General features: G+C 35.6%; 25 protein-coding genes. 8 read left to right on the forward strand and 17 right to left on the reverse strand.

The genetic code is table 11. The annotated features are described in order from the left end of the window. From ACY2RU_RS03770 to ACY2RU_RS03795, 6 genes are read left to right on the forward strand one after another with little or no spacing between them, the layout of a single operon-like run. Complete coding sequence (locus tag ACY2RU_RS03770) at positions 1-588, forward strand: conjugal transfer protein (protein ID WP_490137069.1); 588 nt, start codon at positions 1-3, stop codon at positions 586-588. A gap of 2 nt (positions 589-590) precedes the next feature. Then, on the forward strand, positions 591-1433 hold the full coding sequence (locus ACY2RU_RS03775) for a hypothetical protein (RefSeq protein WP_490137070.1): 843 nt from the start codon (positions 591-593) through the stop codon (positions 1431-1433). 11 nt (positions 1434-1444) lie between these two features. Then, positions 1445-2059, forward strand: a complete 615-nt coding sequence (locus tag ACY2RU_RS03780; RefSeq protein WP_490137071.1) for a conjugal transfer protein TraK — start codon at positions 1445-1447, stop codon at positions 2057-2059. Further along, positions 2049-2978, forward strand: a complete 930-nt coding sequence (gene traM / locus ACY2RU_RS03785; RefSeq protein ID WP_490137072.1) for a conjugative transposon protein TraM — start codon at positions 2049-2051, stop codon at positions 2976-2978. Before ACY2RU_RS03780 ends, traM begins: the two co-directional genes overlap by 11 nt. After that, positions 2975-3838, forward strand: a complete 864-nt coding sequence (locus ACY2RU_RS03790) for a DUF4138 domain-containing protein (protein ID WP_490137073.1) — start codon at positions 2975-2977, stop codon at positions 3836-3838. The genes traM and ACY2RU_RS03790 overlap by 4 nt, the downstream gene beginning before the upstream one ends. A 7-nt stretch (positions 3839-3845) precedes the next feature. Next, complete coding sequence (locus ACY2RU_RS03795; RefSeq protein WP_490137074.1) at positions 3846-4217, forward strand: hypothetical protein; 372 nt, start codon at positions 3846-3848, stop codon at positions 4215-4217. Positions 4218-4392: 175 nt separating this feature from the next. Here the strand turns inward: ACY2RU_RS03795 and ACY2RU_RS03800 are convergent, their stop codons facing one another. The 13 genes from ACY2RU_RS03800 to ACY2RU_RS03860 all read right to left on the reverse strand — a co-directional run bounded on the left by ACY2RU_RS03800 (position 4393) and on the right by ACY2RU_RS03860 (position 15819). Next, positions 4393-5973, reverse strand: coding sequence for a type IV secretory system conjugative DNA transfer family protein (locus ACY2RU_RS03800; RefSeq protein ID WP_490137075.1), 1581 nt, complete (start codon positions 5971-5973; stop codon positions 4393-4395). 5 nt (positions 5974-5978) lie between these two features. After that, a complete protein-coding gene (gene mobB / locus ACY2RU_RS03805) occupies positions 5979-7010 on the reverse strand; it encodes a MobB family relaxase (protein WP_490137076.1) in 1032 nt (343 codons plus the stop codon). Between the two features lie 17 nt (positions 7011-7027). Next, complete coding sequence (locus tag ACY2RU_RS03810; RefSeq protein ID WP_490137077.1) at positions 7028-7402, reverse strand: BfmA/BtgA family mobilization protein; 375 nt, start codon at positions 7400-7402, stop codon at positions 7028-7030. Between the two features lie 433 nt (positions 7403-7835). Beyond that, positions 7836-8033, reverse strand: a complete 198-nt coding sequence (locus tag ACY2RU_RS03815; protein WP_490137078.1) for a hypothetical protein — start codon at positions 8031-8033, stop codon at positions 7836-7838. Positions 8034-8044: 11 nt separating this feature from the next. Then, on the reverse strand, positions 8045-8497 hold the full coding sequence (locus ACY2RU_RS03820) for a JAB domain-containing protein (RefSeq protein ID WP_490137079.1): 453 nt from the start codon (positions 8495-8497) through the stop codon (positions 8045-8047). 120 nt (positions 8498-8617) lie between these two features. Then, positions 8618-8962, reverse strand: a complete 345-nt coding sequence (locus ACY2RU_RS03825) for a single-stranded DNA-binding protein (protein ID WP_490137080.1) — start codon at positions 8960-8962, stop codon at positions 8618-8620. Between the two features lie 738 nt (positions 8963-9700). Next, the gene (locus ACY2RU_RS03830) at positions 9701-10225 is read right to left on the reverse strand and encodes a hypothetical protein (RefSeq protein ID WP_490137081.1); all 525 of its coding nucleotides are present in this window, start codon (positions 10223-10225) and stop codon (positions 9701-9703) included. 72 nt (positions 10226-10297) lie between these two features. After that, positions 10298-10834, reverse strand: coding sequence for a hypothetical protein (locus ACY2RU_RS03835; RefSeq protein WP_490137082.1), 537 nt, complete (start codon positions 10832-10834; stop codon positions 10298-10300). Then, a complete protein-coding gene (locus ACY2RU_RS03840) occupies positions 10827-11621 on the reverse strand; it encodes a hypothetical protein (protein WP_490137083.1) in 795 nt (264 codons plus the stop codon). Before ACY2RU_RS03840 ends, ACY2RU_RS03835 begins: the two co-directional genes overlap by 8 nt. Beyond that, entirely contained in the window at positions 11614-12525 is a 912-nt protein-coding gene (locus ACY2RU_RS03845) for a hypothetical protein (protein ID WP_490137084.1), read from the reverse strand. The genes ACY2RU_RS03840 and ACY2RU_RS03845 overlap by 8 nt, the downstream gene beginning before the upstream one ends. Position 12526: 1 nt before the next feature. After that, the gene (locus ACY2RU_RS03850) at positions 12527-13945 is read right to left on the reverse strand and encodes a hypothetical protein (RefSeq protein WP_490137085.1); all 1419 of its coding nucleotides are present in this window, start codon (positions 13943-13945) and stop codon (positions 12527-12529) included. A 10-nt stretch (positions 13946-13955) separates the two neighbouring features. After that, on the reverse strand, positions 13956-15059 hold the full coding sequence (locus tag ACY2RU_RS03855; protein WP_490137086.1) for a nucleotidyl transferase AbiEii/AbiGii toxin family protein: 1104 nt from the start codon (positions 15057-15059) through the stop codon (positions 13956-13958). Beyond that, on the reverse strand, positions 15052-15819 hold the full coding sequence (locus tag ACY2RU_RS03860) for a DUF6577 family protein (RefSeq protein ID WP_490137087.1): 768 nt from the start codon (positions 15817-15819) through the stop codon (positions 15052-15054). The genes ACY2RU_RS03855 and ACY2RU_RS03860 overlap by 8 nt, the downstream gene beginning before the upstream one ends. Before the next feature lie 141 nt (positions 15820-15960). Between ACY2RU_RS03860 and ACY2RU_RS03865 the strand changes: the two genes are divergently transcribed. Then, positions 15961-16824 (forward strand): DUF4238 domain-containing protein, encoded by an 864-nt coding sequence (locus ACY2RU_RS03865; protein WP_490137088.1) that lies wholly within the window; start codon positions 15961-15963, stop codon positions 16822-16824. Between the two features lie 270 nt (positions 16825-17094). On the opposite strand, the gene ACY2RU_RS03870 is transcribed toward ACY2RU_RS03865, so the two are convergent. The 3 genes from ACY2RU_RS03870 to ACY2RU_RS03880 all read right to left on the reverse strand — a co-directional run bounded on the left by ACY2RU_RS03870 (position 17095) and on the right by ACY2RU_RS03880 (position 20159). After that, positions 17095-17931: a DUF932 domain-containing protein gene (locus tag ACY2RU_RS03870; protein ID WP_490137089.1), complete on the reverse strand. Its 837-nt coding sequence runs from the start codon at positions 17929-17931 to the stop codon at positions 17095-17097. 17 nt (positions 17932-17948) lie between these two features. Beyond that, positions 17949-18110: a hypothetical protein gene (locus tag ACY2RU_RS03875; protein WP_490137090.1), complete on the reverse strand. Its 162-nt coding sequence runs from the start codon at positions 18108-18110 to the stop codon at positions 17949-17951. A gap of 261 nt (positions 18111-18371) precedes the next feature. Then, positions 18372-20159: a ParB/RepB/Spo0J family partition protein gene (locus ACY2RU_RS03880; protein WP_490137091.1), complete on the reverse strand. Its 1788-nt coding sequence runs from the start codon at positions 20157-20159 to the stop codon at positions 18372-18374. Between the two features lie 638 nt (positions 20160-20797). Here ACY2RU_RS03880 and ACY2RU_RS03885 point away from each other — a divergent pair. Further along, positions 20798-22018, forward strand: a complete 1221-nt coding sequence (locus tag ACY2RU_RS03885) for a phage integrase SAM-like domain-containing protein (RefSeq protein WP_490137092.1) — start codon at positions 20798-20800, stop codon at positions 22016-22018. Here the strand turns inward: ACY2RU_RS03885 and ACY2RU_RS03890 are convergent. Further along, a complete protein-coding gene (locus ACY2RU_RS03890) occupies positions 22011-22814 on the reverse strand; it encodes a DUF4138 domain-containing protein (protein ID WP_490137093.1) in 804 nt (267 codons plus the stop codon). The two genes, ACY2RU_RS03885 and ACY2RU_RS03890, sit on opposite strands and share 8 nt — an antisense overlap. Positions 22815-22830: the final 16 nt, after the last annotated feature.

Consider the following 22830-nt stretch of genomic DNA (forward strand, 5'->3'; position numbering starts at 1 on the left):
ATGAAGACAAAAATTAAAACAATGTTAATCGGGCTAATCTTAACGGTTGCCCTTTTAATGCCGAAAGATGCTTCTGCCCAGGGAATGCCGGTTTATGACAACACCAACTTTATCAGTTTGGTAAAGCAACTTTTGGAATCAGGTAAGCAGACGGCAGAAATGATTAAATCCGTCAAATTCCTGAAGGATGCCAAAGAAGCTATTGAGAAGGTATCGAGCGTTGTCCAACAACTTAGAGCGGTCGAAGAAATCGCACAGAACAACCAGCGCCTTATCAATATAATGCAAAATGATTTGCAGGATATTCTGAATTCGCCTTACATCAAACCCGAGGAAATTAACAGAGTTGTGGCCTCATTTGAAACTATTGTACAAAATTCATTAGACACGGTTGATTTTATTGACGAAGTCCTGTCCAGCGATTATCTAAAAATGAGCGACGCCGAACGTGCCGAAATACTGAAAGCAAAAGAACTGGAATCCAAACAAATGGTTGCCAACATCACTACAAAGACAAAACGCTACCGTGATATTATTTCTTTCAGAAAAATGCAGGATAAAGTCAATAACCGAGAAACAGAATATTAAAAATGACTACGACCATCATTTTAGGGATAGGGTTGGAATACATCGATACGGTTTTCCAAACGATACAGGCCAGCGACTTTTCGCAATACAGCATTGCCGGAATGAAAACACTTGCCGTCCTGTTCTTTTTGGTCAACATTCTTAAAAAATACAATGAAGGTATTGCAGACAAGGACGGTTACACTTGGGGATTGAGTCCAGGCGAACTGGCCAAGAATTTTGCTATTGTCCTACTGGTTATATTTTCAACGCAGGTGTTAGGATTCTTTGATGGGATATTGGTAGCCATCGAGGGACAATATAGGGGCACGGCACCTGCGTTACTTCCATTGCAAATGCAGGATATTCCATTAGAGGAAGATGTAAGCCTATTTGATGCCGCAAGTTCGGCAATGACGCTTTTGTATGAGGCATTGGTAACACCATTATACGGTTTCAAAATATTGGCTTTCATTCTAAGTACCATCCTCTGGATATTGGATTTGTTCATCTATCCGCTATTCTTGGCAGAGCGTTTTTTCCTCTTGGGAATAATGCAGGCATTCTTCCCTTTGGTCATTAGCCTTGCGGTTTTTGAAAAGTTTCGTTCTCTCGCCTATACTTTCTTTAAGTTGTACGCTGCTGTTTATATGCTCGTGCCAGCGTTCTTCTTGGTAAATGTATTTATCAATGCCATTTACACGGAAATCAATACCAATTTCTGGGTCAACCTTTTCGGAACCGACACAGGCCAAGGCTTTTTTGCACCTGTTGTTCAATTGGGCTCTGTTGGCTTTATCGTCTTCCTAAAATTCAAATTGTACAAACGTGCCACATCCTTTACGCTCAGATTATTTACCAACTAATACCTTTTAAAATGAAAACACCATATAAGAATATTTATAACGTCCTAAAGCTAAATCGGTTTATCGTTTTGTCGGTTATTGTCTGTGCATTGCTATCCAGCACCTTTTCAATTTGGATGGTATTCAACACGCATCAAAAGGCGCTCAATAGTGCATTTGCCATCAATACCGATGGAAGTATAATTCCACTGAAGCTCGTTACCCAAAAAGAGAATTTTAGGGTTGAAGCTCTGGCACATTTAGAGCTGTTCCACAACTACTTCTATAACATTGATGCCAGTAATTATGAACGGAACTTGGAAAAAGCGCTTTGGTTGGGCAATAGTTCTGTGGACAATCTGTACCGTCAGAAAAAAGCGGATGGTGTATATAACCGCTTATTGCAGTATTCATTGGTGCAGAAGGTATTGAGTATCGATTCAAAAATTTCAGAAAGCAATGGCACGTACCGTTTCAGTACCACGACCATTTTTGAAATTAATAGAGGCTCTATTATCGACACCTATGAATTGGTTTCCACCGGAAACCTAATTATGGTGGATCGAAACTTTCCCAACAATCCGCACGGACTTTTGATTACAAATTACTTCGAGAACACCCTTAAAAAATTAAACGATGAAAGTTGAGAAAAACAAAATAGTATTTGCAGCGGTATTGGCCGTGATTTTCATATTCCTCATTTCCTATTCCGTTATGGTAATGGGCGATGATGACAGCGAGAACGAAAGCCTACAACAGACCTTAATTCCTGATTTGGAAGAAAACCAAAAGGAATACGAGTCCAAGCTGGATGCGATTAACGACCTCAAAGAAGTGCGTGAAACCAATGCACCCAGCATCTATGATGAAAAGCTGATTGATTCCCTGGGCTTTTACGACCCAGATTTACCGGAACGTGAAAAAGAACGCATTGTGGATAGCATTTACGATGCTGGCAAGATTAAGTATTCCGAAAAACGGTATCAAAATTTGGGACAAAAGCGCATAGCCCAAAAAATTACACCGAAAGTTGATTCAGCTGAAGTTAAAAAAGCTCAAAAAATTGAAGCTAAGGAACTGGGCTTGGAACATCAACTATTCTTCGCCGCTGCGCCCAAACCCAATGAAGTTTCAATCCTTGGTAATACAGATGAAACCGTTTACGTGGTCGTCGATGGCGATCAAATTGTTCAGGCAAATACCCGATTGCGTATGCGCCTTACCAAAGCTGCTACCATAAATGGCAAACTGATGCCAAAGAACACACCGATTTTTGGGTTTATCAGTTTTCAGCCCAATCGTGCTTTAATTGAGATTGAGAACATAAAGCACCATCCCACTAAACTTAAAGCTTTCGATTTGCAAGACGGTAGCGAGGGCATCTATGTTGAGAACAACTTTAGAGAAGAAGCTACAAGAGAAGTGCTTGATGATGTTATTGGTGATATTAACATTCCGAGTGTGCCACAAGTTGGCGGACTTACACAAGTATTCAGGCGTTCTAACCGAAGGGTAAAAGTTACCGTACTGAACAATTACAAACTCATTTTAAAACCAAAGCTATGAGACGATATAATCATATATTCATAGTGCTCTTTATTTTCGCTTTCGCACCTCGACTATGCTCGGCACAGGCTACAGCGAACGAACAAACGACGCACATACTCGACACCATTTATGCAAACGACACCAAGAATGTTGCGCTATTCTTTCCAGAACCTATTCGGCAAGGCATAACCGGTTCAGACAATTTTGTCTTTACCTACAATCGTGAGAAAGAACAGTATTTCGGCCTGTTACAAGCTAAGCCAGGAAAGGAAAGTAATTTGCTGGTAGTCAACCGAAATGGCTCAATTTTTTCGTATATTGTAAGGTATAAAAAACAGCTTTCTAAGCTCAATTATTTCATTCCAGCATCAAATAGTATCGGGAATGAAAAGCCGATTGTAATCGATTCAATTCTTGCTAAATCCTCTGAAGATCGAATAGACAACAGAACTTATCATTACCAAAAATTCTGCTCGTATCTTCTCAATAGAAAACAGCGTATTGGCCGAATCAAAAAGCGAAATGAAGGCATTGTTTTAAGTGTTGAGAATATAGTTTTTGATAAAGAAGAACTGTATTTCGTTATCCAGATTGAGAATAATTCCACCTTGGATTACGATTTGAATTTCTTGAACCTTTCGATTGAAACACGACAGAAAGGAAAAAAGAAATCTTTACAGCGTTTGTATCAAGAACCTATTTACAGACACCGTCTTCCTTCCAAAATTGCAGAGGGTAAGATGACAAGATTTGTTTATGTATTGCCCAAATTTTCATTATCCAATGACCGTAGGGCAATTTTAGAATTGAATGAAAAGGATGGCGAACGAAATATTGAAATGAAACTATCGCATAGATATGTTAATAACCCAAATTAATACTGTTATGAAAAAAATTATTGTTTTCTCGCTCATAGTACTGTTCCTTTCGTGTACTGATTCCACAACTAAACTTTCGGGGCCAAGTGCAACTGCCCAGATTGTTATTGAAAGCTTTTATGAAAAGGATGAAGAAACTTTAAAAGCCAACTCGACACCGCAGGCATATTCTAACTATATGAATACTATAAATATGTTTAATGCGACGGTAAAGGATAATTCAAACTTTACTGTTTTGCAGGATACGATTATGGGCGACGTGGCTTGGGTAAAATATACCACAGCTTACGATAAAACGCCTGGTGTATTTAAATTGGTTAAGCAGGATGGAAAGTGGCTGGCAGATGCGAGAGGGTCAAAGGATAAGTCGCCTTTTTAAAAAGACCCTTTGTAACAATTTTTGTTTGCCACTTAGTTTAAAGATTGATTTACCAATAATCGTTGTACTATTTATATACTAAATGGTTTTAACATTCCTAAAGTTTTTGAAAGATATTTTTGAATTGCAGAATAGCCTATTTTTCGATTAGACAACCTATTTGACCACCTTGAGTTTACTTGAATATCGATCGCACTTCTTTGTAAATCCGCTCAAAATTAGCTTCCAAATCAGTGTTTGAATAGTTTTTGATTCCAAATGGAAACTGTCTATTGATTTTTGATAATTTAAACTGTACTTTCTTATCATTCCCATCGGCATAGGTTATGAACTCGCCCTGTTTTAACCTAAAAAATACATCAGCCCGAATTTTTGGGATTTCCTTTTCGCCAGTGGTAATGCGTGTATCAAAATCCAGATTATGTCCTCGACTTATACTCTTTGTTGGGTTCTTAATGATTTCAAAAAAGCGTTCGTAATATTTGGCGGTATCTGGGTCATTTACTTTGCCGAAAAACTGATATGACAGATTGCTTAATATTGCTTTACTCGCCTTATCGCCATACATCATATCGTTCTGTATTTTATCTTGCATCACATAAATAGTTGCTATATCGTAGCTTCGAAGCGTTGCCGGAATACGGTGCATATTCAACAATCTGATGGTTGGCGCTTCTTCTATCAATAAAAATGAAGGTTTTGAATTTCGCACACTTATTTGCTTGGTAATCGTGTGAATAAGAGTAGCGATTACAGGCGAGTAAGAGGTCTCAAATTTCGGATTGTTTACTATCGAAATTACTGCTGGATTTTCTTCGCTATTTATATTGAGTGGCACTTCATCTGCGGACAATGCCATAAAAATTCGTTGTGTGCTTATTCGCTTTAACGCATTGGCTAAAGTGCTTTTTACACCTGCGGTCTGCCTTTCGGAATCCTTACCGCTTATAAAAGCATCTGCCATTGCCCGCGATGTGGTATTGGTTTCCAAAAATTGAATTAGACTATCGGTATCGAGTATCTGATAAATCGCTATCAAATGAGGAAGTGTACAGTATTTAGGGTAGTCAGTTTTCAGTTTCCAAATCAATCCACCTATCAATCCTTCCGCAGCATCATTGAAGAATTTCGTTGTACCGGTCGTGCCGCTTTCTCTTTGCTCCAAAAGGTTTTCGATTAATACGCGTGACACCTCATTTACACTTTCCTCGTTCTCTAAATAGCGAGGTGCGATAGGATTTACCCTATGAATGATTTTATCGAAGGAAATGACCTTAAATGGGATGTTACCGTGCTTGAAAAGCGCGTACGCCATTTCGGTCAGTTCAAAGTCTTTGTAATCGTGTATAATTCCGCAAAAACCTTCCTTCTGGAAGTGTTTCAAAAATCCGTACACAATGCTTTCGGTCTTGCCACTTCCAGCAGAACCAATAATGGATGCACCACGTTTGATATTGTCCAATCTGAAACTTCCTTTGGTGGTCGCAAAATTGACTTGGTATTTGCTATCTACATTTTGTGCGTTTTCAGTTTTATGTAGAAAAACATACAGTCCTATGTTAATTAATATGAGAGGACAAACCAAATAGAGAGCAATTAGAATCAATCTATTTTCATCGGTTAAATAAACCACCATTGCACTAAGCCCTAGTAAATTGATAATAAAGGCATATCGACTTACCCGAAAAACCACATAGAAAACGATACTGACCAAGCCAATAATTGAAAGTATCGTTATGAAATTGTCTATCTGCATACACGTTAAATTCCTATGGAACTCGATTTTATAGCCACTTCTGCACCACGTTTCAATCGCTTAAACACTCGAAGTGCAATTTGTGCCTGACTGACAGGAATACTCGGCACAATTGGTAATCCCGATTTATTTATGATTTTGAACGCCAATGCTTTTTCATTGGCAGGCAGTTTCATCAAAGCAGAAAAATACAGGTTCGGATTTTTAACAAATGTCTTTTTGGCTTTATAGGTCTCGGCATAATTTCGCTTGTAACCAAATGTTTTGTCAAAGGTCTGTTCCGCTTTCGCAAAAAATGTATCACGGTCAAAACCTCGTTTTACAGTCTTACCGTGCATTTCAACTTCTGAAGCTTTGTGTTTACTTCCTGGGGAAAGACTGAACGTATTAGATGCGTCTTTCCTACTTACGATGATATGTATATGGCTTTGGTTTCCCGCTTTGGGCATTCCCTGGACTATCCGTTTTCCGTTTTGTTGGTGCGGTGCTTGTTTTTCGAGTTTAGCAATTTCCTTTTTCATCTTTTTAATATTCCCCTCAGCTCGTCCTACTTGAATATCTCGGATTTCGGTTTTGAGCTGAAGTATTCTTGTTGCATACGGTTGGTTTTCTTTAATCTGAAAATCTGTTCCTTTAAAGGTGCGTTGGTGTTCAATCTTGGCAAAGTATTTTATATCCTCAACCGTAATAGGTCGTCCGTTAATTTCCCGATTGAAGGATGCCACATAATCTTTCATCAGCTCTCTGGTGTATCGTTTTAAATCTTGGCTACTGTTCTGCAATTTTCTCAATTCATATTTTGAAGGACTAACGGTAATCGAATAAAATTTCGGTTCTTTCTTTTTCAGTTTTGCCGTGTTTCCATCAATTTCCCTGACCACTTCTTCCGCCGAAATCTCATCGCCATATTGATTAAAAAAATGTTCCATATCCTGTTGTTCCAAACCTTGATTTTCTTTCTCTAAATACCCTACAAAATCCGCCGAACTCTGTGAGTAATTTGTTTCTAATTTTTGAGGTGTGATGGTGATATACATAGCTCAAAAAATTAGAGTTAGTTTTTTAGATTCCGCTTTTCACGAAAGCGTACTTCCTTCTTTTCTTCGGCATATTTCTTTTCCACTATCAAAGGTTTTTTGGTTGGCTCTTCAATTTCAAAAAGAGATTGAATCATAGCGACGGTAGGTTTGGTTTGGGTCTTTTCTACGTCCCGCATTATAGCAATGACCGCATTGATTCTTTTGAGTAATTTGGCTTCAATAGTTCGTCCAGTTGGACCTAATTTTTCCTTTGGCGAAATTTCATTATAGAAGAAAAAATCGAGCATCGTGGCCATTGCCTCAGTGTGTGATTTGAAGTGTGTACGTGAAAATTCCTGAAAACGTTTGGCAGTTGCTTTCTTAAATCTAATTCCGATAAATGAGTCCATATTTCGCCGATTTGTCGCAAAATCTTCCCTAAAAATGGGCGCTTACAGTCCGTTTGTCGCAAATATTTGATTGTCAAGAATTTAAAATATTTTAAATTGCTGATAATCAGCTATTTAAAAACGAAAAGGTATCTGTAACATCGCGCAGCGTGTTACCCTCTTGCTATTCCTTTTCGTCACGCGCAAGCGTGACAAAAATCCATACAATCCGGGCTAAAAAGCCGATTGCCATTTTCAGGGAAAATGATTTTCCGATATGTTATTTATTCGATGTGTAAGGGTATCGGCGAAAGTCGAAAAGTGGATAACCTTACTTTAATTTGAATGCTGAATTTCAGCGAAATAAAGATAGTGATTTTTCTTGATATAGAATTAATTGAATACAAAAACACCTTTGAAATTTTAGAGGTGCTTGCTTCATTTTTGCTGAAAACTATATATTGAAAACGTAGGTATAGGAATATAAATTCCGAAGTGCTTCTTCTTCAATCATCGTTTCAAAACAGCCATACTTTTCTGTTACGTATTTGCGAATGCTATCCCCAAATTTTCGTTTCACATCTTCCTTGGAAGTTTCCAAAAGTCGGTTTTGAGCATCCTCGCTCAAATCTGTAAAATTGAGATATACCATAGTTTTAAATTTTACAAAAGTCCATTATCAGAAAAACTATAATAATCCCCATCAGGCGCGAATATTAAGTGGTCAAGAATTGTAATATCAAATAACTGTGATGCCTTTTTAATCTTGTTTGTAAGTTTCTTATCCTCATCGCTTGGTTGTAATTTTCCACTTGGGTGATTGTGTGTTAAAATTATGGCTACAGATAGAGATTTGAGAATAACCGCAAATAATATACGCAGGTCAATTAATGTACTAGTAATCCCACCTTGTGAAAGTTGATACACCCCTTTTACCTTGTTACTGTTGTTCAACAAAACAACCTTAAAAGTTTCTTGAAGACCAATTGTATCTTTATCCCAATCTTCAAAAAGCAGTTCAGCCGCATCTTTTGAATTGCTTATTTTTTTCCACATAGATGATTTTAAACCCCCTTTGTAGCTAATCTTTATTTCGTTAACTTGTGCTTTACTCATCGCTTATAATTTTTATGGAAATCGTGAATCTTCGATTTCATTGTTATCTTAATTTTAATTAATGGATAATGTAAAAGAGGGCGCTACTTTCGAGAGGAACGCCCTCTTTAATTTTAAATCCTACTTGTCATTTTTGCTTCCAAGTAACAGGATTTCATCGGCTACCACTTCGGTAACATAGCGTTGGTTTCCGTCGTCAGTGGTGTAGGTTCGGGTCTTTAGTTTTCCCGTAATTCCTACTTCTTTGCCTTTTTCGACGTATTTCTCAACGATTTCAGCGGTCTTGCCCCAAGCCACTACGGTATGCCAGTTGGTGTCAGTTTGCTTTTCGCCTTTGCTGTCTTTGTAGTACTCGTTTGTAGCGAGTGAAAAGCGGGCTACTTTCTTACCGCTTTCAAGGTTCGTAATGGTTGGCTCTTGACCAACGTTTCCAATTAACTGTACGTGATTTTTAATAGTACTCATAATAAAATGGTTTTAAATGCCCTTTACAGGCTTGATTAATATTTCCCTTTTCAATTCAGATTAAATTTTAAGGGGTGTTTGTTCTTTTCTTTCGTGCACCGCACAATGGATAGAGTGGGTTTTGTCAAGACTTTTAGGGAATAAATCAGGTGTGTTTGCGACGTAGTAAAATCCTTGAATTTTCAAGGAAGTAGAAACCTTATTTTTCACTAAAACTTTGTACAGTCTTGACAAGTTCCATAAGGGGATTAGCAATTCTTTTAAAGCCGGCTACGATTTGAGCGTACCGACAGTTAAGCGAAATGAGTGGCTGGGTTTAATGTAGAATTGGTTATGCACTGCCTGTTTTTCGACGACCCGAAAAACAACAGAGGCTTTATCCATTATAAACCCCTTAAAATGTGTAAGACAGCGGTTTGGTTTTTAAGGATTTTCGAGTGAGGGCTCAAGAAGACCGCGCCGAAAATCTTGTTAAGAAAACCGAAGTGATGTCTTTCCGATTAAAAGCGGACTTGACTCACAATTTTAGCAAAGGCATGAAGTGTTCCTTTCCAGCATAGCGGGAAGGGTTAACGCAATGGAAAGCTGAAATTGGGGATTGTGTCCAAGATATTTGTAGTGAAGCTCTATTCTCGAAATGAAGTGATTGCCTGCCTTTTTCGGCAGGTAAGCGTACAATGTAGGGGAATGTGCTGAGTGGTTATTAAAAATGAGTTCAATTAGCTAAGGCTCGAACTTCTAAAACCTATCTTTATAGATGCAAAGTATATCTTCGATTTCTGCGTTAGTTAAATTTTCATTATGAAATGGATTTGGTAAATCAGTTTTATGAATAAATTTTACATTTAATCGTTTACATAATAATTTTTCCGCTCCAGTTTTTGTCCCAGCGTGTAAATAGATATGCTCAGGAAAAAGTCTGATTTTTGCACCTATTCTCTGGGCTGTATCATAACAAGCAAGTGGGCCAATTCCTTTAATTTTGCAATTTTCAACAATGGTCAATAGTCCGCCAAAGGATTTTGCTTTCTGAATTTCGGTTTTTTTATCAACCAAATTAGCTGCAAACTTTTCAAGATTAATTTTTTTTCGTCTTTTTTGATGATTGTTCCTTTTACCTAAATGATTTTCTGCTAACGCGGCATAGACCATCGCATCCTCTAAGTTTTCTTGATTTTTGCAATGTTCAATCCAAGTATCAGGATGTTCTTGTTTCCATTTTTTATAGTGCTTAATTATGTTTTTAATCTTATTCGGATTCATTTTAAATGCGTAACTGACTTAATTTTAAAGTATTAATTAGTTCAAGTATTAAAAAAATAAATTGAAAGCCTCTTAAATAAACCTTAGACTATTCATATTTTCTGAGTCATACCTCATTATGTACTCGTCTTCTCCTATATAATCGTTCAGGATTCTTTCAGAAAATCCCGAGCCACCAGAATTTTTTGCTTTTTTTAAAACATTAACAAGCGGATAAAATGTATGTAAATAGTTTCCAGGCTTGTAAAATTCGTCTTCAAATTTGAGACTTTGTTCTGTATCGCATATTATCAATACACCCTTATCTTGACTAAATCTTTTTACACATTCGAATCGACCTGTAAAACTTAATATTTTATTTTTTTTGCAAACTCTACCACACGACCTGAATAAAATAGGCCTAGTAGTTGGCAAGTGGTTCTTTAAAACAATATCCCACACATCATAGAAAGCTTTTCTTTTTTCTTTGGGTCCAGTAAGAATCCAATTAGAAACAAATGTTCTGGTTTCGTTAGCTATATCTGCGTCATTTTGCAAGATTTCAATAAGGTTTTGAGCTATTTCTTCCTTTTGATTTTTAGATAGTCTGTATTGAAAGTTGTTATTCATATTCAGGCTTCCATTTCCAGTTACACTTAGGTGCAAATAATTCAGGTTTGAAATAGATGTCACTTATAAGATTGAGAAACTTATTACTTTTTAAAAGCCCACCGCAATGTTCGGGTTCTGTTGCAATGGTAAAACCTTTAATACGTTCAAAAACCCAATTGATTAATGGGATATCTTTCTTTAACATACTGCGTATTTGCTCTTCTTTTAAATAAGTAAAGTTAAAAGACCCATCACTTAAACCATTTTTTATCGAGAAGAAATCCAAATCAATATCAAAGAAGACAGATGTTTCAGAAGATGTCAACAAGGCTTGTTGCATATCTTCATATGTTTTAAATTTTTTGATTGTATGCTTGTTTCCGTATTTATCTAATAGCTCTTCATCTTCCCACGTATCACGACCCATTTCCTGTCTACAATGCACATAAATATCCCCAATTAAATTTAAATAAGCAGCGCACAAAATGTGGCCATCGTTATTACCTGCTAATTTTGCCCAAGAAAATACGGAAACATCTCCATCGCTTGTTAAATCTAAATCGTCAAGCCATTCCTTTTCCGTCTCACACGGATAGCACAAATCTTGGTGCCAATCTAATGAAACTAAACAAGGTGGATTAGCATCTTCATTTTTACGCACCCATTTATTCCAATAGAAAAAAGCATAACGATGTTCTTGAAATATTGCTAGTTCAATCGCTTCATTCTCGTTTACTGGGTGCGATAGTATTTGTCTTGAAACACCTGGTGGTTCTATGTGATATGGGTTTCTGAATTTAATCATTAGATTCCTTCTTTGGCACTAGTTTTTCTATATCAGACAGTTCGTTTACGATTCCCTGTTCCTTTAATGACGTTTCAACATTAATTTGAACAACATTAGCATTAGTTTTCCAAACAACTTCCGTAATAAAGGCTATGATAAGTTGCACCTTTAAATCTGTAGCAAAATCGATATTTGAATTTTTCCATTTTTCTCTATGTCTCGAATTGCTATCCTGTGTTAAATCTATTAAAGAGCCATAGATTTTTCTATTGTCATCTAATATACCCAGCTGATATTCTTTTTGTTCAGTAATCTCTAGTTCTTTATGTTTAAGGATAGGCAAATCAGTTTTTGGTAAAATGAATAGTACATTTTTGAGCCCTGTAGATGGAATCCTAATAATATTATCCTCAATTTTATTAAAATCATCTATCCCGTAGATATTTAGATTCATTGCTACCATAACATCTCTATCAGCATCAAAACCTAATTTTTCAATACCTTTTACCAAGTCTTCTTTACGAAGAAGATACCGCTTTTTTCTAGCCGATAAAAACGCATTAGGGATGTAATAATTAATGTTCTGATACACTATCTGTTGGGACAATATCGTGTCTGCATTGAGATGAGGAATGTCTCCAGTTGTAAATGCAGATTTTTGAAACAAATTCATAGTACCATTTACACCGAAGGAAATAGTAGGTTCTCCGTTAAAACTCTCTGCAGCATTCTGGATGCTATTAAATTTCTCAAGCGCTTTAACGATAGCATCTTTAGAATTTATAAGAAAACCCCACTCTTTATCATAATCTATATCTGCATTCAATCTTGCAGCTTCAATAGCTTCTTCAATAGATGTTTCGAGAACATCAATAAATTTTGATGTCTTCACTTTTAGCTTTTTTATCTCTTTCTTTTTCATATCATATTGTCTTTAAGAGATTTTTATCTTTCAACACCTTTTTCAAACAGAATCTGAAATAATGGATGGATTCTTGCCAACGTAATAACTCTAACACTTCGGTTTGAGGCAAAGTAGGTTGACCTGTGAAATTATCATAGGTATTATGTTCAGGCAATTTAAATTGCCGTAGAAAAAGCAACACTAAATATTGGCAGATGTAAAAAGTCACACGCCTTCTGTTCCCTAAATTATCCAATCCTGGGAAAGGATATGATAAATCGATAGGGTAATATCCTCTGCCAAATTCGTCTTTAAAACTACTGAACCAAGTAAAAATCTCTGTCATATTGTTAGGCAGCAGAACATATTTTGGTGGCTGATGCTGTGTGTATGTAAACAGGGTTTTTATGGCTTCATAGTTTTTTTGATATATTAATAAGCCACCTAATGCCAAGTGAAACTCAAAAAAACGTTTTCTTTCATTATCTCTTTTATCAATTAATGACTGATTTTCGTATTGGCGAGTTTCAAAGATATAATTTGTGCCATAGACCTTCTGCAAGCCGAAACTATAATATTGATGTGCCGTACCCCAATAATTACCTACAAATTTGGCGTTGTTTGATATGAGTACAACATTCCTCCAAAGTTCTTTATAGGTTTCATTTGAAATTGGTGTTTCAAAGATGCCTTGTCCCATCAACCAGACGCCACTTACAACAAAATATTCAAGACTTTGTAAGTCTTCATTTCTACCTTTAGCTACTTCTCTGATTATTTCCCTGATACCATAGTGGAATTCGTGATTAAACTCAACCTTAAAATTTTCAAATCCATCAGGTTTTTCTTCTTCTCTTGGTCTTATGAAGTTAGCACGATAATTATTAAACTCTTCAGTGTAGAAAGCAACCAATGTTTCTTCCAATCCTTTATCCTGCGTTCTAATTGCGAATATTGCCAACTCGTTAATAATCTTGAAATAGAATTTATCATCTTGGTCTTCTTTTAGTTTTCGGTATTCGGAAATAATATAAGTAAGCAAACGTGTAGATTTGCCATTATAAAGTGAAACCTTATCTAGCCAAATAATAAAAATGACCACCAGTAAAACTGTCAAAAATAGCGTTAGAAGTTTTGCTGAGTTTTGCATCATCCAGCTATCCTTCCAAAAAAGAGGTTCAATGTTTAGTATTAAGAATATAAATGAGCCTATTGTAAAAAACAAAACCCATTCAAATACTGTTATTCTTCTTGACCTTCCTGGAAATATTCCAAAGAGTTTTGTCTGCGGAAATTCATTTTCGAAAGCATTGGCTAGATAGTTTGATGAAAACTTATTACCTATATTGGATATTTTATCCACGATTATCGGATAGGCAATACCCAAGATTGCGATATCAATTGCGACACAAATTTCTATGATATATTTAAATTCCATTCACGTTAATTTACAATAGTTCCACAGCCTTATACCAATAATAAAATATAGATTTATCTGGCTGTCGTTTCAATTTATTCAAGAACGCCCAATCGGCCTTTTCAATGGTAAGCTCGCTTATGTTTTGTCCTTCATAATATTCGATTTCTGAAATCTCATCTTGTAACAATATAGCATTCAAATAGGCTACTCTGGCCGAAGCGGCAAGTGCTTCTTCTATTCTAAAATGTCCGGTCATTAAAAATGCACTGCCAAAACTGCGAATACCCAAATTTAAATCGGCAAACTTCTTTTTTGCTTCGACAGTTGGGTTTCGTTCCCTTCGGGCGATGATTGCACAGGTGTTTATGCTATCCCATAACACGTCTGCTTCAGTTAATTTTCTTTTGTTGAAATCTTCGTTAGAGCTTCGATAGGATAGTTCCGCTTTCGCGAAAGCGGAAAAACTCTTCTTAACTATAGCTATGTCTGTAATTTTCTCAAATAATTTCCCTAAATCGAATAATTGCTTACAAATTTCCATTGTAAACAACCCGTCGCCTTTGTAATATGGAATACCCACTGTATCTGGTGCAAATGCGGTAAGCTTGTCGCCACAGATGGCATTTATTGAAGGTGTGGTAATTGATGTTATAGGCTCTGCAACCGATATCCAAGAAATATCAACTGCGGACTCTATAAGCTCTGGATAGTGCGGGCTATCAAAAAGAATATCTAGCAGAATCGTTCCAGGAACGTTCGGGTTATAAACCGAATCAAATTCAAAAGTGTAATGTGCTTTTGGAATGCCTTTTTTATAACTACGACGCTCATTTAAGTTGTGGCTTTTAAAATGTGAATTGGCAACAACGTCATCAAGAATCGCTTCTAAAGGTTCACGCTCTACGCTCGAAATAATATCAATATCTATAGAAAATCGATTACCTTCTTTTAGTAAGAGCACGAGCGATGTTCCACCTTTAAAAACAAAATCGAGTCCTGCTAACTTTAGATGTTCTAACAAGGAAAGTGCGTGAACCATTTTTTCTAAAATGGTTACGTTAATACTTTTATGTTCTTTTGTCGCTCGAAATGCATCCAACCACTCTTTTGTAAAACTTGCTTTTTCAATCATTGATGATTTCTTCTAAGGTATTTGGTATATGGTTATTCATAAATTGTTTTATTTCTTGCTCTTTTTTCCGCCTTTTTGCATAACTGAAGAGCTTTGTAAAATTGATGCTGTATCGTTCTAGAATATTTTCATAGATATTGATAAGTTCAGAACCTTGGTAAAAATGATATAGGTTTTCATCTGCAAACAAGTCTACCATTATCTTTTCAAGTGTGGCAACAGGAACTGTGTTTTTTTTGTCTCTCAGTTTACTTATTGGTGCTCTTGTAACAAGACGTTTTATGACTACCGGAACTGTACTTTCAGAAATATAAAACTCAATTTCCTTTTCATCTGGATTCAGAAAAAAATCCATACGCAAAGCATCATTGAGATAATAATAAAGTGATTCTGTAAATTCCTTTTCCACTTCCACAATAATCATTTGATTGGATGTTTGGTGCTGTGTAAATTCATTGAGCCATTGGTTTTCCCAGACACAGTATGTGATATCCTCATATCTATCATTTGTTTTTCTGATTATTTTGAGAATGCTTTCGGTTAGGTTGGGCTTGTATTTTGGTTTATATGAAATCACATAAAGTCCACGTCCAATAGTTTTAATAATGTCCTTTTTCTTCAGGTCATATATTCGCCAACTAAAGGTGCTTTCCTTCAAGTCTGGTTCATAGTCTGAATAGAACTGAAATAGCTCGTCTCTATCAAACGAACTACGTCCTTTAAATGCTTCTATAAGCCTGTTTTCTATAACTTTTGGCATAATCGTGGTTTCAAAACTTTACCAAATATACAAAAAAGTGGTAAATATTTGAATTCTAATTATTACCACTATATAATTAAAGTGGCAAATATTTGAAATAATTTAAGAAGATTACTAAATTGTTGATTCACTAACTAGTTTATGCCAGAAAAAAAGAGACAACATTATGTTCCCAAATTTTATTTGAAATTTTTCAGTACTGATAACAGCCAAAAAAGAATAAAAGTATGCTTAAAAGGTTCTTACAAGATAATTCAAAATGCAGATTTAAAGAGTCAAGCGCAAGAGGATTACTTTTATGGTAAAGACTTAGAAAGAGAAGAATGGTTTGGAAATATTGAAGACACTACTTCTGTTATTCTGAAAGAGGTAATCAAGACAAAAATTTTACCTAAAAATAAGTCCGATGAATATTATTGGATATGGTTATTTATCCTTTTACAAGCATATCGTACAAGGGCAAATGCTGATGAGTTCAATGATATGGTAGATAAATCTATGAAGGCTGCAATGAAATTTGAACCTAAGTTCAAAGATTTCGATTTTGACACTCATTTTTTTGCATATGACGACGCCATCGAAAAAACACTGGACATATTACTTAATAGCCTTCCAATGATGATGGATATGCAAATTAAGCTTCTTATTAATAACACTTCCAAGGAATTGATTACAAGCGATAATCCAGTTTCAAAATACAATCAATTTTTAGAATCACGCAATTTCCCATATGGACATTGCGGTATGGCCAGTAAAGGGCTACAAATATTTTATCCCTTGGCACCAGATTTAATTTTAGTAATGTACGACCCTAAAGTATACAAGGTGGGTAATAGAAAACAGTTTAGTAAGATTCAAATAAATGAGACTGATGTTGCGTTTTTTAATAGTTTAACTTGTCTTTACGCAAACAAAGCTCTTTATAGTACTGCCAGTGTAACTGACTTTCAATTTGAAAAAATACTCGAAAAGTCGAAAAAGTATCAAAATCAAAAAAAGTTATAATTAAAACAATTTGAGCCAGTGGTAAACGACGATGAAACCGAATCTATAACTGTTCAGCATCATAAAACACCATTCACGCTCAACCCGAAACTATCCTTTGTAAAGCAAACACAACACGCAAAATCCTATAAATTGTCAGGATATTTTGCCGAAATAAGGGATGAGCGTTATCGCAGTAGGAAAAACAGATATCATTGAATACATTAGTCTTTTCTCACATTTGAGGTCAAAAAATCCAGGTTTAAGGTACTGGATAAACCCTTATAAGCTCTAAGCCATTTCATATACTTCATCAAATAGCTTTTTATCCAACCGTTCTTGTTGACCAAAGCTTTTCTTCAATGTGTTGTGCAAAATTGCATTGAAAGCATTGTAACCTAACCATAAATTTGGTTCTTCATTGAGTAGCAAAGCTTCATAATTCAATATCTCGATGACTTCACGAGACTTTTTTGAGGGGTCGCTGTTTTTATCGCTACACTCGTATCTGAATAGCTTTGTCTTATCGAGAACGGCTTTTACAAACTCTTTTGTATCGATGATTTTAAATTCCTTCATCCTGTCAAATTTCTTGGTAATTGTATAGAATTCATTATCTAGAAATTTATCGAACAGATTGTTCAATCTCGGCATTATGAGGTGCGTGTTGTTCTTACTATGCTTGATGGAAAACTCAATTTCAGCTTGGGAAACGTGTAAACCATTAGAACATACTTTTCTATAAAATCCAAAATGGCCAGAGGTCTTTTCGCTACCGTCATACGAGTTCTTGAACCGAAGCATTGGTAGAATCAAGTCCTTATCGTTCTTTACTGTAAACTGGCTTTTATCGTCGAAAATAAAATCGGTAATAAATGACCTATCGTTTTTATTGATGGTGCGTTTATGAAAGTTCAACTGGGCATCGGTAAGCATTTCTTCAGCTTTCTTGAAGAACAGTTGATTCGGAATGTGTCCGTAGCTGTTCGAGACCACATTGACGATTTTACCATTTGAGATGATAGCATTTTCAAGCCCTCTTCGGGATTCCATCTGTGTCAGACTTTTTAAGGATTTCATTTCTGATGGAACGAAAATCTCATCCTGTTGCAAATTTTGTAAATACATAGCTTTTGAATTTTAGGTTAAACATTTCGTAATAGCATTGCATAATAAATTGGATGCTTTTCTCTGTAATAAGCCAAGTGGCTTTCTGCACTTTCAATCGTGTAATTTTCTTTACTCGATTGATAATGTTGTTCAGCATCTTTTAATGAAATCTTTGATGCTTTAGATACCTGTTTCATAATCTTGAAATTTTAGTTAAACAATATTTGAGCAACACCCAAACGGAAGCTAAAATCTCAGCTCAAAAGGAAACGGAATAAATAAGTGACGATGCAGCAATGGCTTTATGCCGTAGTCTTTTGATGGGTGTATTTTACGAGTTTACCTTTGCGCTAACTATTGATTGATAACCCATTGTTTGTAAATTCATTTTTTAGGCACTATCATAAAAAAAGAAGAAGGGCCAGCACGAATGCCGACCCTTCTTCAAACAACAAAAGCTAATCGTTCAGTTCCTGAATTTTCTTTTCAAGAACTGTGATGCGCTCTTTCAAACGTGCCTCACGCTTGTCTCGTTTTTCAACATATTCCTTCTCAATGCCGGCAATCTTGGATTTGTAATATCCCTGCATCGCATTGTAGAATGAAATGTTCGTTAGGTTATTCACGTGATTGCTTTCGCCAAAATGCACTTGCTTTGTAAGCATATAGCGTATCAACTTGTGAAAGATTTCCTTTTTGAATTTCTTCTTGAAATTCTCGACCATTTCAACTTTGGTTATTTTGGACGTGTCACCTAAGAACTTTGAAAAATACTTTTGCTGGCTCATATAGTCCACATTATTTTCAAAGAGCGATATCGAGAATGCCACCATTTCGTCTGTAGAAAGTATCTTCTTCGTATTGATGTATTTGGTCTCACGAATCATTTGAACCACTTCTTCAAACTGCTTGTTGTTCTCTATTTGCTTCTTACGGATTTCCCTTTCGTTGATTTTCACGATTTGTTCTTCAGGTGTACAATCAGCCATTTTTCTGTTGGCCAATGGCGCTGAATATTCAGTTGCTGCATCTTTTGAATTCTCAACGACCTTGATAAACACTACTTTGTTTTGGTAGGTCTCGGGATGGAACACAATACCGTTCACAAATCCATTGTCCGCTGCTGAATTGTAATTTTTCAATTCTTCTTCGTAGTTCTGAATTGCTTCCTTAAGCTCAGCTTTCAAATCGTCTTCAGAATAATCGTAATGTTGGTACTCTTTTTTGATGACTTCGATTGTTGGCTTAATCGGATTTTCGATAATTTCAACATCGTCCAACAGATAGACCTTCAAGCCACTTTTTTCCAACTGTGAAATAACCAGCTGATTGTTATCTTCATCTGCCCAGTACTCTCGTATTTCTGGAATCAGTAGGATATTTTCTTTTATGGATTTCTCAATCAGGTTAAAGAACGACTTACTTTTCTTAGTTTCGAAGCAAGCTGCTTTCGTACAAACCATTTTTCCTTCGCCAAATAGATTTACTTGATTGGCCGCATTTAACGGACATTCTACACAAGAGCCTGTTTTTGGTACTAACTTCTTGTCAGTTATATCGAAAGATGCCTTTTCTAAGTCGTAGGTCTGGTCTTTAATCATCCTGTTTATTTGATGCGCATTGAAATCTTCGCCCATCGTTTCCAACATCATCTGCTGTTCCTCTGGTTCAAAAAGTGCGACACCCACACCCAACGAAATGGTCATCTCGCCATTACGAACAAAGTGTTTAAAACCTTCAATCAAAACTGCCAATTTTAAACGTTGCCTTACAAAGTTGTCGGTTCTGCCCAATCGCTTCGCAATTTCAGCAGGTGCGTATTTCTCACTTAGATAAGCTATTGCCTCAGCTTCTTCGGTAGGTTCGACATCCTGTCGCTGTAGGTTCTCAATGATTTGAACTTCAAGCACATTGTGGTTCTCATAAGTCCTCACAATACAGGGTATGGTCTTTTTTCCTGCTAGCTTGCTTGCACGATATCGGCGTTCGCCCATCACGATGATGTAATGGCCATTTAATTGCCTTACTGTGATTGGCTGCAATACACCGTGATTTTCGATACTCTCAGAAAGTTGCTGTAATAAATCCTCGTTAAAGGTTTTTCTTGGTTGTTCTGGGTCAGTCTTGATTTTACCCAACGGTAAATTCTGAATTTGAAGTACGGATGATTTCTTTCCGTTTACTTCTTTCTTGGCAGTTGCTTTTGCTCTACTGCGCTTCTTTGTGGTACTCGCTTTTGTTGTCATAATACTCAAATTTTTGATTAAACAATATTTGAGCAGAAACCAAACGGAAGATAAAATCTTGGCTCAAAAGGAAACGGAATAAATGAGTAGTGGAAGAAGCGTTGGTTTTATGCCGTAGTCTTTTGATGGAAGTATTTTACGAGTTTATCTTGCGGGTATATTGTATGATAAAAAACTCTCAACCGAAGAACTAAGGTTGAGAAAATGCAAAATTTATTAATCCCTAATGGAAGAAATAGAGTTTGATTTCAAATGAGAGCATATGACAACAATCTATCATTCGTCTTGAAAAAAGTAGAAATGTTGTACCTATGTTGTACCCAAACAAAAAAACCTCTCATTTCTGAGAGGTTTTATGACTGCAATTTAGCAGTTGAAAAAGTGCGGGCGGGGAGACTCGAACTCCCACACCTCGCGGCACCAGATCCTAAGTCTAGCGTATATTTGCCCAAAGAAAGTTAAATGTCTTGATTTTTAATTAGTTACATTTTTATTGATTTGCTTTGAAACCATTTAAAATCATATAAAATCAATAAATGTTGTACCTATGTTGTACCCAAAAATTCTAGGTTTTTTGTACCTTTACAACAGATTCTTCGCAGAATGTTGTACCTAGTTTGACTTTCGTAAACAGGACAATGGCAGCAAGCGCACAAATAACATTACGAAAAAAGCCCAATAAAAAAGGGCTATACCCTCTTGCAATTAGAATTACCAAAGATCGCTGCTCTACTTATCGACACATTGGACAGTACATAGACATAGAACATTGGGACGAAACTAATAAACTTGTAATGGAATCGCATCCAAACTCAAAGAAGCTAAACGAGCTTATTTCTGCTAAAGTTAAAGAAGCTAGTAAAGGCTTAATTTCTTTACAAACTAAAGACAAAGACACGACAGCATTTTTTATTAAAAAGGAAATCTATAAACCATCAAAAAAGCTAAGTTTTTTTCAACTTGCCCAAGAACACCTTGATGAATTGGAAGTGTCTAATAAACATGGCAGGTTGTCTACAGATAAGGCTTATGTAGGTTACATTCTCAAGTTTAATAAATCAAAACAATTAACTTTTAAGGAAATTGATGAACGTTTTTTGAAAAAACTAAAAGTCTATTTGATTAAAGAACATAATCTTTGTGAAACTTCCATTATGAATGTGTTTGTTTTAATTAGATTATTATACAATAGAGCTATCAAAGCTAGAATTGTAAAAAAGAAGCTCTATCCTTTTGGTGGCGATGGAATAAAAATCAAATTTCCAGAAACAGAAAAAATTGGTTTAACTGCTGAAGAGATTCTTCGAATCGAATCCTTGACCAATTTATCTCCTGGAGAAACCCATTCAAGAAATGTTTGGCTTTATAGTTTCAACTTTGCTGGTGTTAGGGTTTCCGATGTACTTAGAACTAAATGGAGTGATATAAAAGATAATAGGCTCAAATACAGAATGGGTAAAAACTCAAAATTATTATCACTAAAAATTCCAGAAAAAATTAGAGAAATATTGAAATTCTACGAAAATGAGAAAAGGAACAATGGTGATTTTATCTTTCCAGAATTAAAGAAAGCCAACCAGAAAGACTCAAAAGACGTTTACAGAAAAATTAAAACTGCTAACAAAAAATTCAATTACTATTTAAAGTCTATCGCTGAAAAAGCAAATATTGATAAAAAACTTACCATGCACATAGCTAGACACAGCTTCGGCAATATTGCTGGAGATGCTATTCATCCTTTAATGTTGCAGAAGTTATATAGACATAGTGATTTAAAAACAACTATAAATTATCAAGCTAATTTTATCTATAAAGAGGCTGATGAAGCTTTAGACAATGTTATAAGAAAAGTTAGTTAATTGTTTTAAGTAAATAAACGCCTCTACTCCCTTTCAACTCCTGCAATTCTATTTCCATCTTCTCATTGTTTCCCAATACAAATTTAGGTAGTACATATACAAATCGTTGAGATTGTTCATCCTTAACCATCGATGGCATTTTATACTTGTAGATTACTTTTTGTTGTAATCTTTGATAAGAAGCTTTTCGTTTTTTGTTTCCATTGGTTCTATAAATGTTCAAATAATCAACTTCAAAATCGATTCCTGATGTGTTTTGAACCTCAATAACAAGATACACTTCTGAAGTATTATACACCATCTTTTGCAAACGTAATTTTATTCCTTTTTCACGTTTTGTAGCAATACGCTCAGATTTAGAATTCAATAAATATTCACTGAACTTTTGAAAGTATGTGATTCGTCTTTTATATTCATTAACCGTTTTAATTACTGGTTTCTGTATAGTCTTTTTAGGAATTTCATTACCGATGCTTTCATTTTTTGGAATAAAATAATTCAACCTTGGTAGTTTATTGGAATATTTTAAAATATATGAATACACCTGCCCATTATTGGTAACAGTCAACAAATTGCTTTCCACTCCTGGTTGTGCTTGAAGCAAGCCAAAGTACTGCTCTTTTTCTCGATTATAAGTGAATACAAAATGAGAAGCTCCAGTAATTCCTTGGCGAATTGGATCCGGAAAAAACAAGGCAACATTTTTTTTATCGTTAGCATAAATAGTATCTAATTTTTGTTGTGCAAATAATGAGCTTGAGCAAATAAATGCGACGATGATTATATATTTTTTCATAATAATTAGCTTTAAA

The sequence above is a fragment of the Ulvibacter sp. 2305UL32-6 genome (genome assembly GCF_058148545.1).

Coding starts and splice junctions, on each gene's coding strand:
- ACY2RU_RS03770 (WP_490137069.1), top strand. CDS start 1: ATGAAGACAAAAATTAAAACAATGTTAATCGGGCTAATCTTAACGGTT.
- ACY2RU_RS03775 (WP_490137070.1), top strand. CDS start 591: ATGACTACGACCATCATTTTAGGGATAGGGTTGGAATACATCGATACG.
- ACY2RU_RS03780 (WP_490137071.1), top strand. CDS start 1,445: ATGAAAACACCATATAAGAATATTTATAACGTCCTAAAGCTAAATCGG.
- traM (WP_490137072.1), top strand. CDS start 2,049: ATGAAAGTTGAGAAAAACAAAATAGTATTTGCAGCGGTATTGGCCGTG.
- ACY2RU_RS03790 (WP_490137073.1), top strand. CDS start 2,975: ATGAGACGATATAATCATATATTCATAGTGCTCTTTATTTTCGCTTTC.
- ACY2RU_RS03795 (WP_490137074.1), top strand. CDS start 3,846: ATGAAAAAAATTATTGTTTTCTCGCTCATAGTACTGTTCCTTTCGTGT.
- ACY2RU_RS03800 (WP_490137075.1), bottom strand. CDS start 5,973: ATGCAGATAGACAATTTCATAACGATACTTTCAATTATTGGCTTGGTC.
- mobB (WP_490137076.1), bottom strand. CDS start 7,010: ATGTATATCACCATCACACCTCAAAAATTAGAAACAAATTACTCACAG.
- ACY2RU_RS03810 (WP_490137077.1), bottom strand. CDS start 7,402: ATGGACTCATTTATCGGAATTAGATTTAAGAAAGCAACTGCCAAACGT.
- ACY2RU_RS03815 (WP_490137078.1), bottom strand. CDS start 8,033: ATGGTATATCTCAATTTTACAGATTTGAGCGAGGATGCTCAAAACCGA.
- ACY2RU_RS03820 (WP_490137079.1), bottom strand. CDS start 8,497: ATGAGTAAAGCACAAGTTAACGAAATAAAGATTAGCTACAAAGGGGGT.
- ACY2RU_RS03825 (WP_490137080.1), bottom strand. CDS start 8,962: ATGAGTACTATTAAAAATCACGTACAGTTAATTGGAAACGTTGGTCAA.
- ACY2RU_RS03830 (WP_490137081.1), bottom strand. CDS start 10,225: ATGAATCCGAATAAGATTAAAAACATAATTAAGCACTATAAAAAATGG.
- ACY2RU_RS03835 (WP_490137082.1), bottom strand. CDS start 10,834: ATGAATAACAACTTTCAATACAGACTATCTAAAAATCAAAAGGAAGAA.
- ACY2RU_RS03840 (WP_490137083.1), bottom strand. CDS start 11,621: ATGATTAAATTCAGAAACCCATATCACATAGAACCACCAGGTGTTTCA.
- ACY2RU_RS03845 (WP_490137084.1), bottom strand. CDS start 12,525: ATGAAAAAGAAAGAGATAAAAAAGCTAAAAGTGAAGACATCAAAATTT.
- ACY2RU_RS03850 (WP_490137085.1), bottom strand. CDS start 13,945: ATGGAATTTAAATATATCATAGAAATTTGTGTCGCAATTGATATCGCA.
- ACY2RU_RS03855 (WP_490137086.1), bottom strand. CDS start 15,059: ATGATTGAAAAAGCAAGTTTTACAAAAGAGTGGTTGGATGCATTTCGA.
- ACY2RU_RS03860 (WP_490137087.1), bottom strand. CDS start 15,819: ATGCCAAAAGTTATAGAAAACAGGCTTATAGAAGCATTTAAAGGACGT.
- ACY2RU_RS03865 (WP_490137088.1), top strand. CDS start 15,961: ATGCCAGAAAAAAAGAGACAACATTATGTTCCCAAATTTTATTTGAAA.
- ACY2RU_RS03870 (WP_490137089.1), bottom strand. CDS start 17,931: ATGTATTTACAAAATTTGCAACAGGATGAGATTTTCGTTCCATCAGAA.
- ACY2RU_RS03875 (WP_490137090.1), bottom strand. CDS start 18,110: ATGAAACAGGTATCTAAAGCATCAAAGATTTCATTAAAAGATGCTGAA.
- ACY2RU_RS03880 (WP_490137091.1), bottom strand. CDS start 20,159: ATGACAACAAAAGCGAGTACCACAAAGAAGCGCAGTAGAGCAAAAGCA.
- ACY2RU_RS03885 (WP_490137092.1), top strand. CDS start 20,798: ATGGCAGCAAGCGCACAAATAACATTACGAAAAAAGCCCAATAAAAAA.
- ACY2RU_RS03890 (WP_490137093.1), bottom strand. CDS start 22,814: ATGAAAAAATATATAATCATCGTCGCATTTATTTGCTCAAGCTCATTA.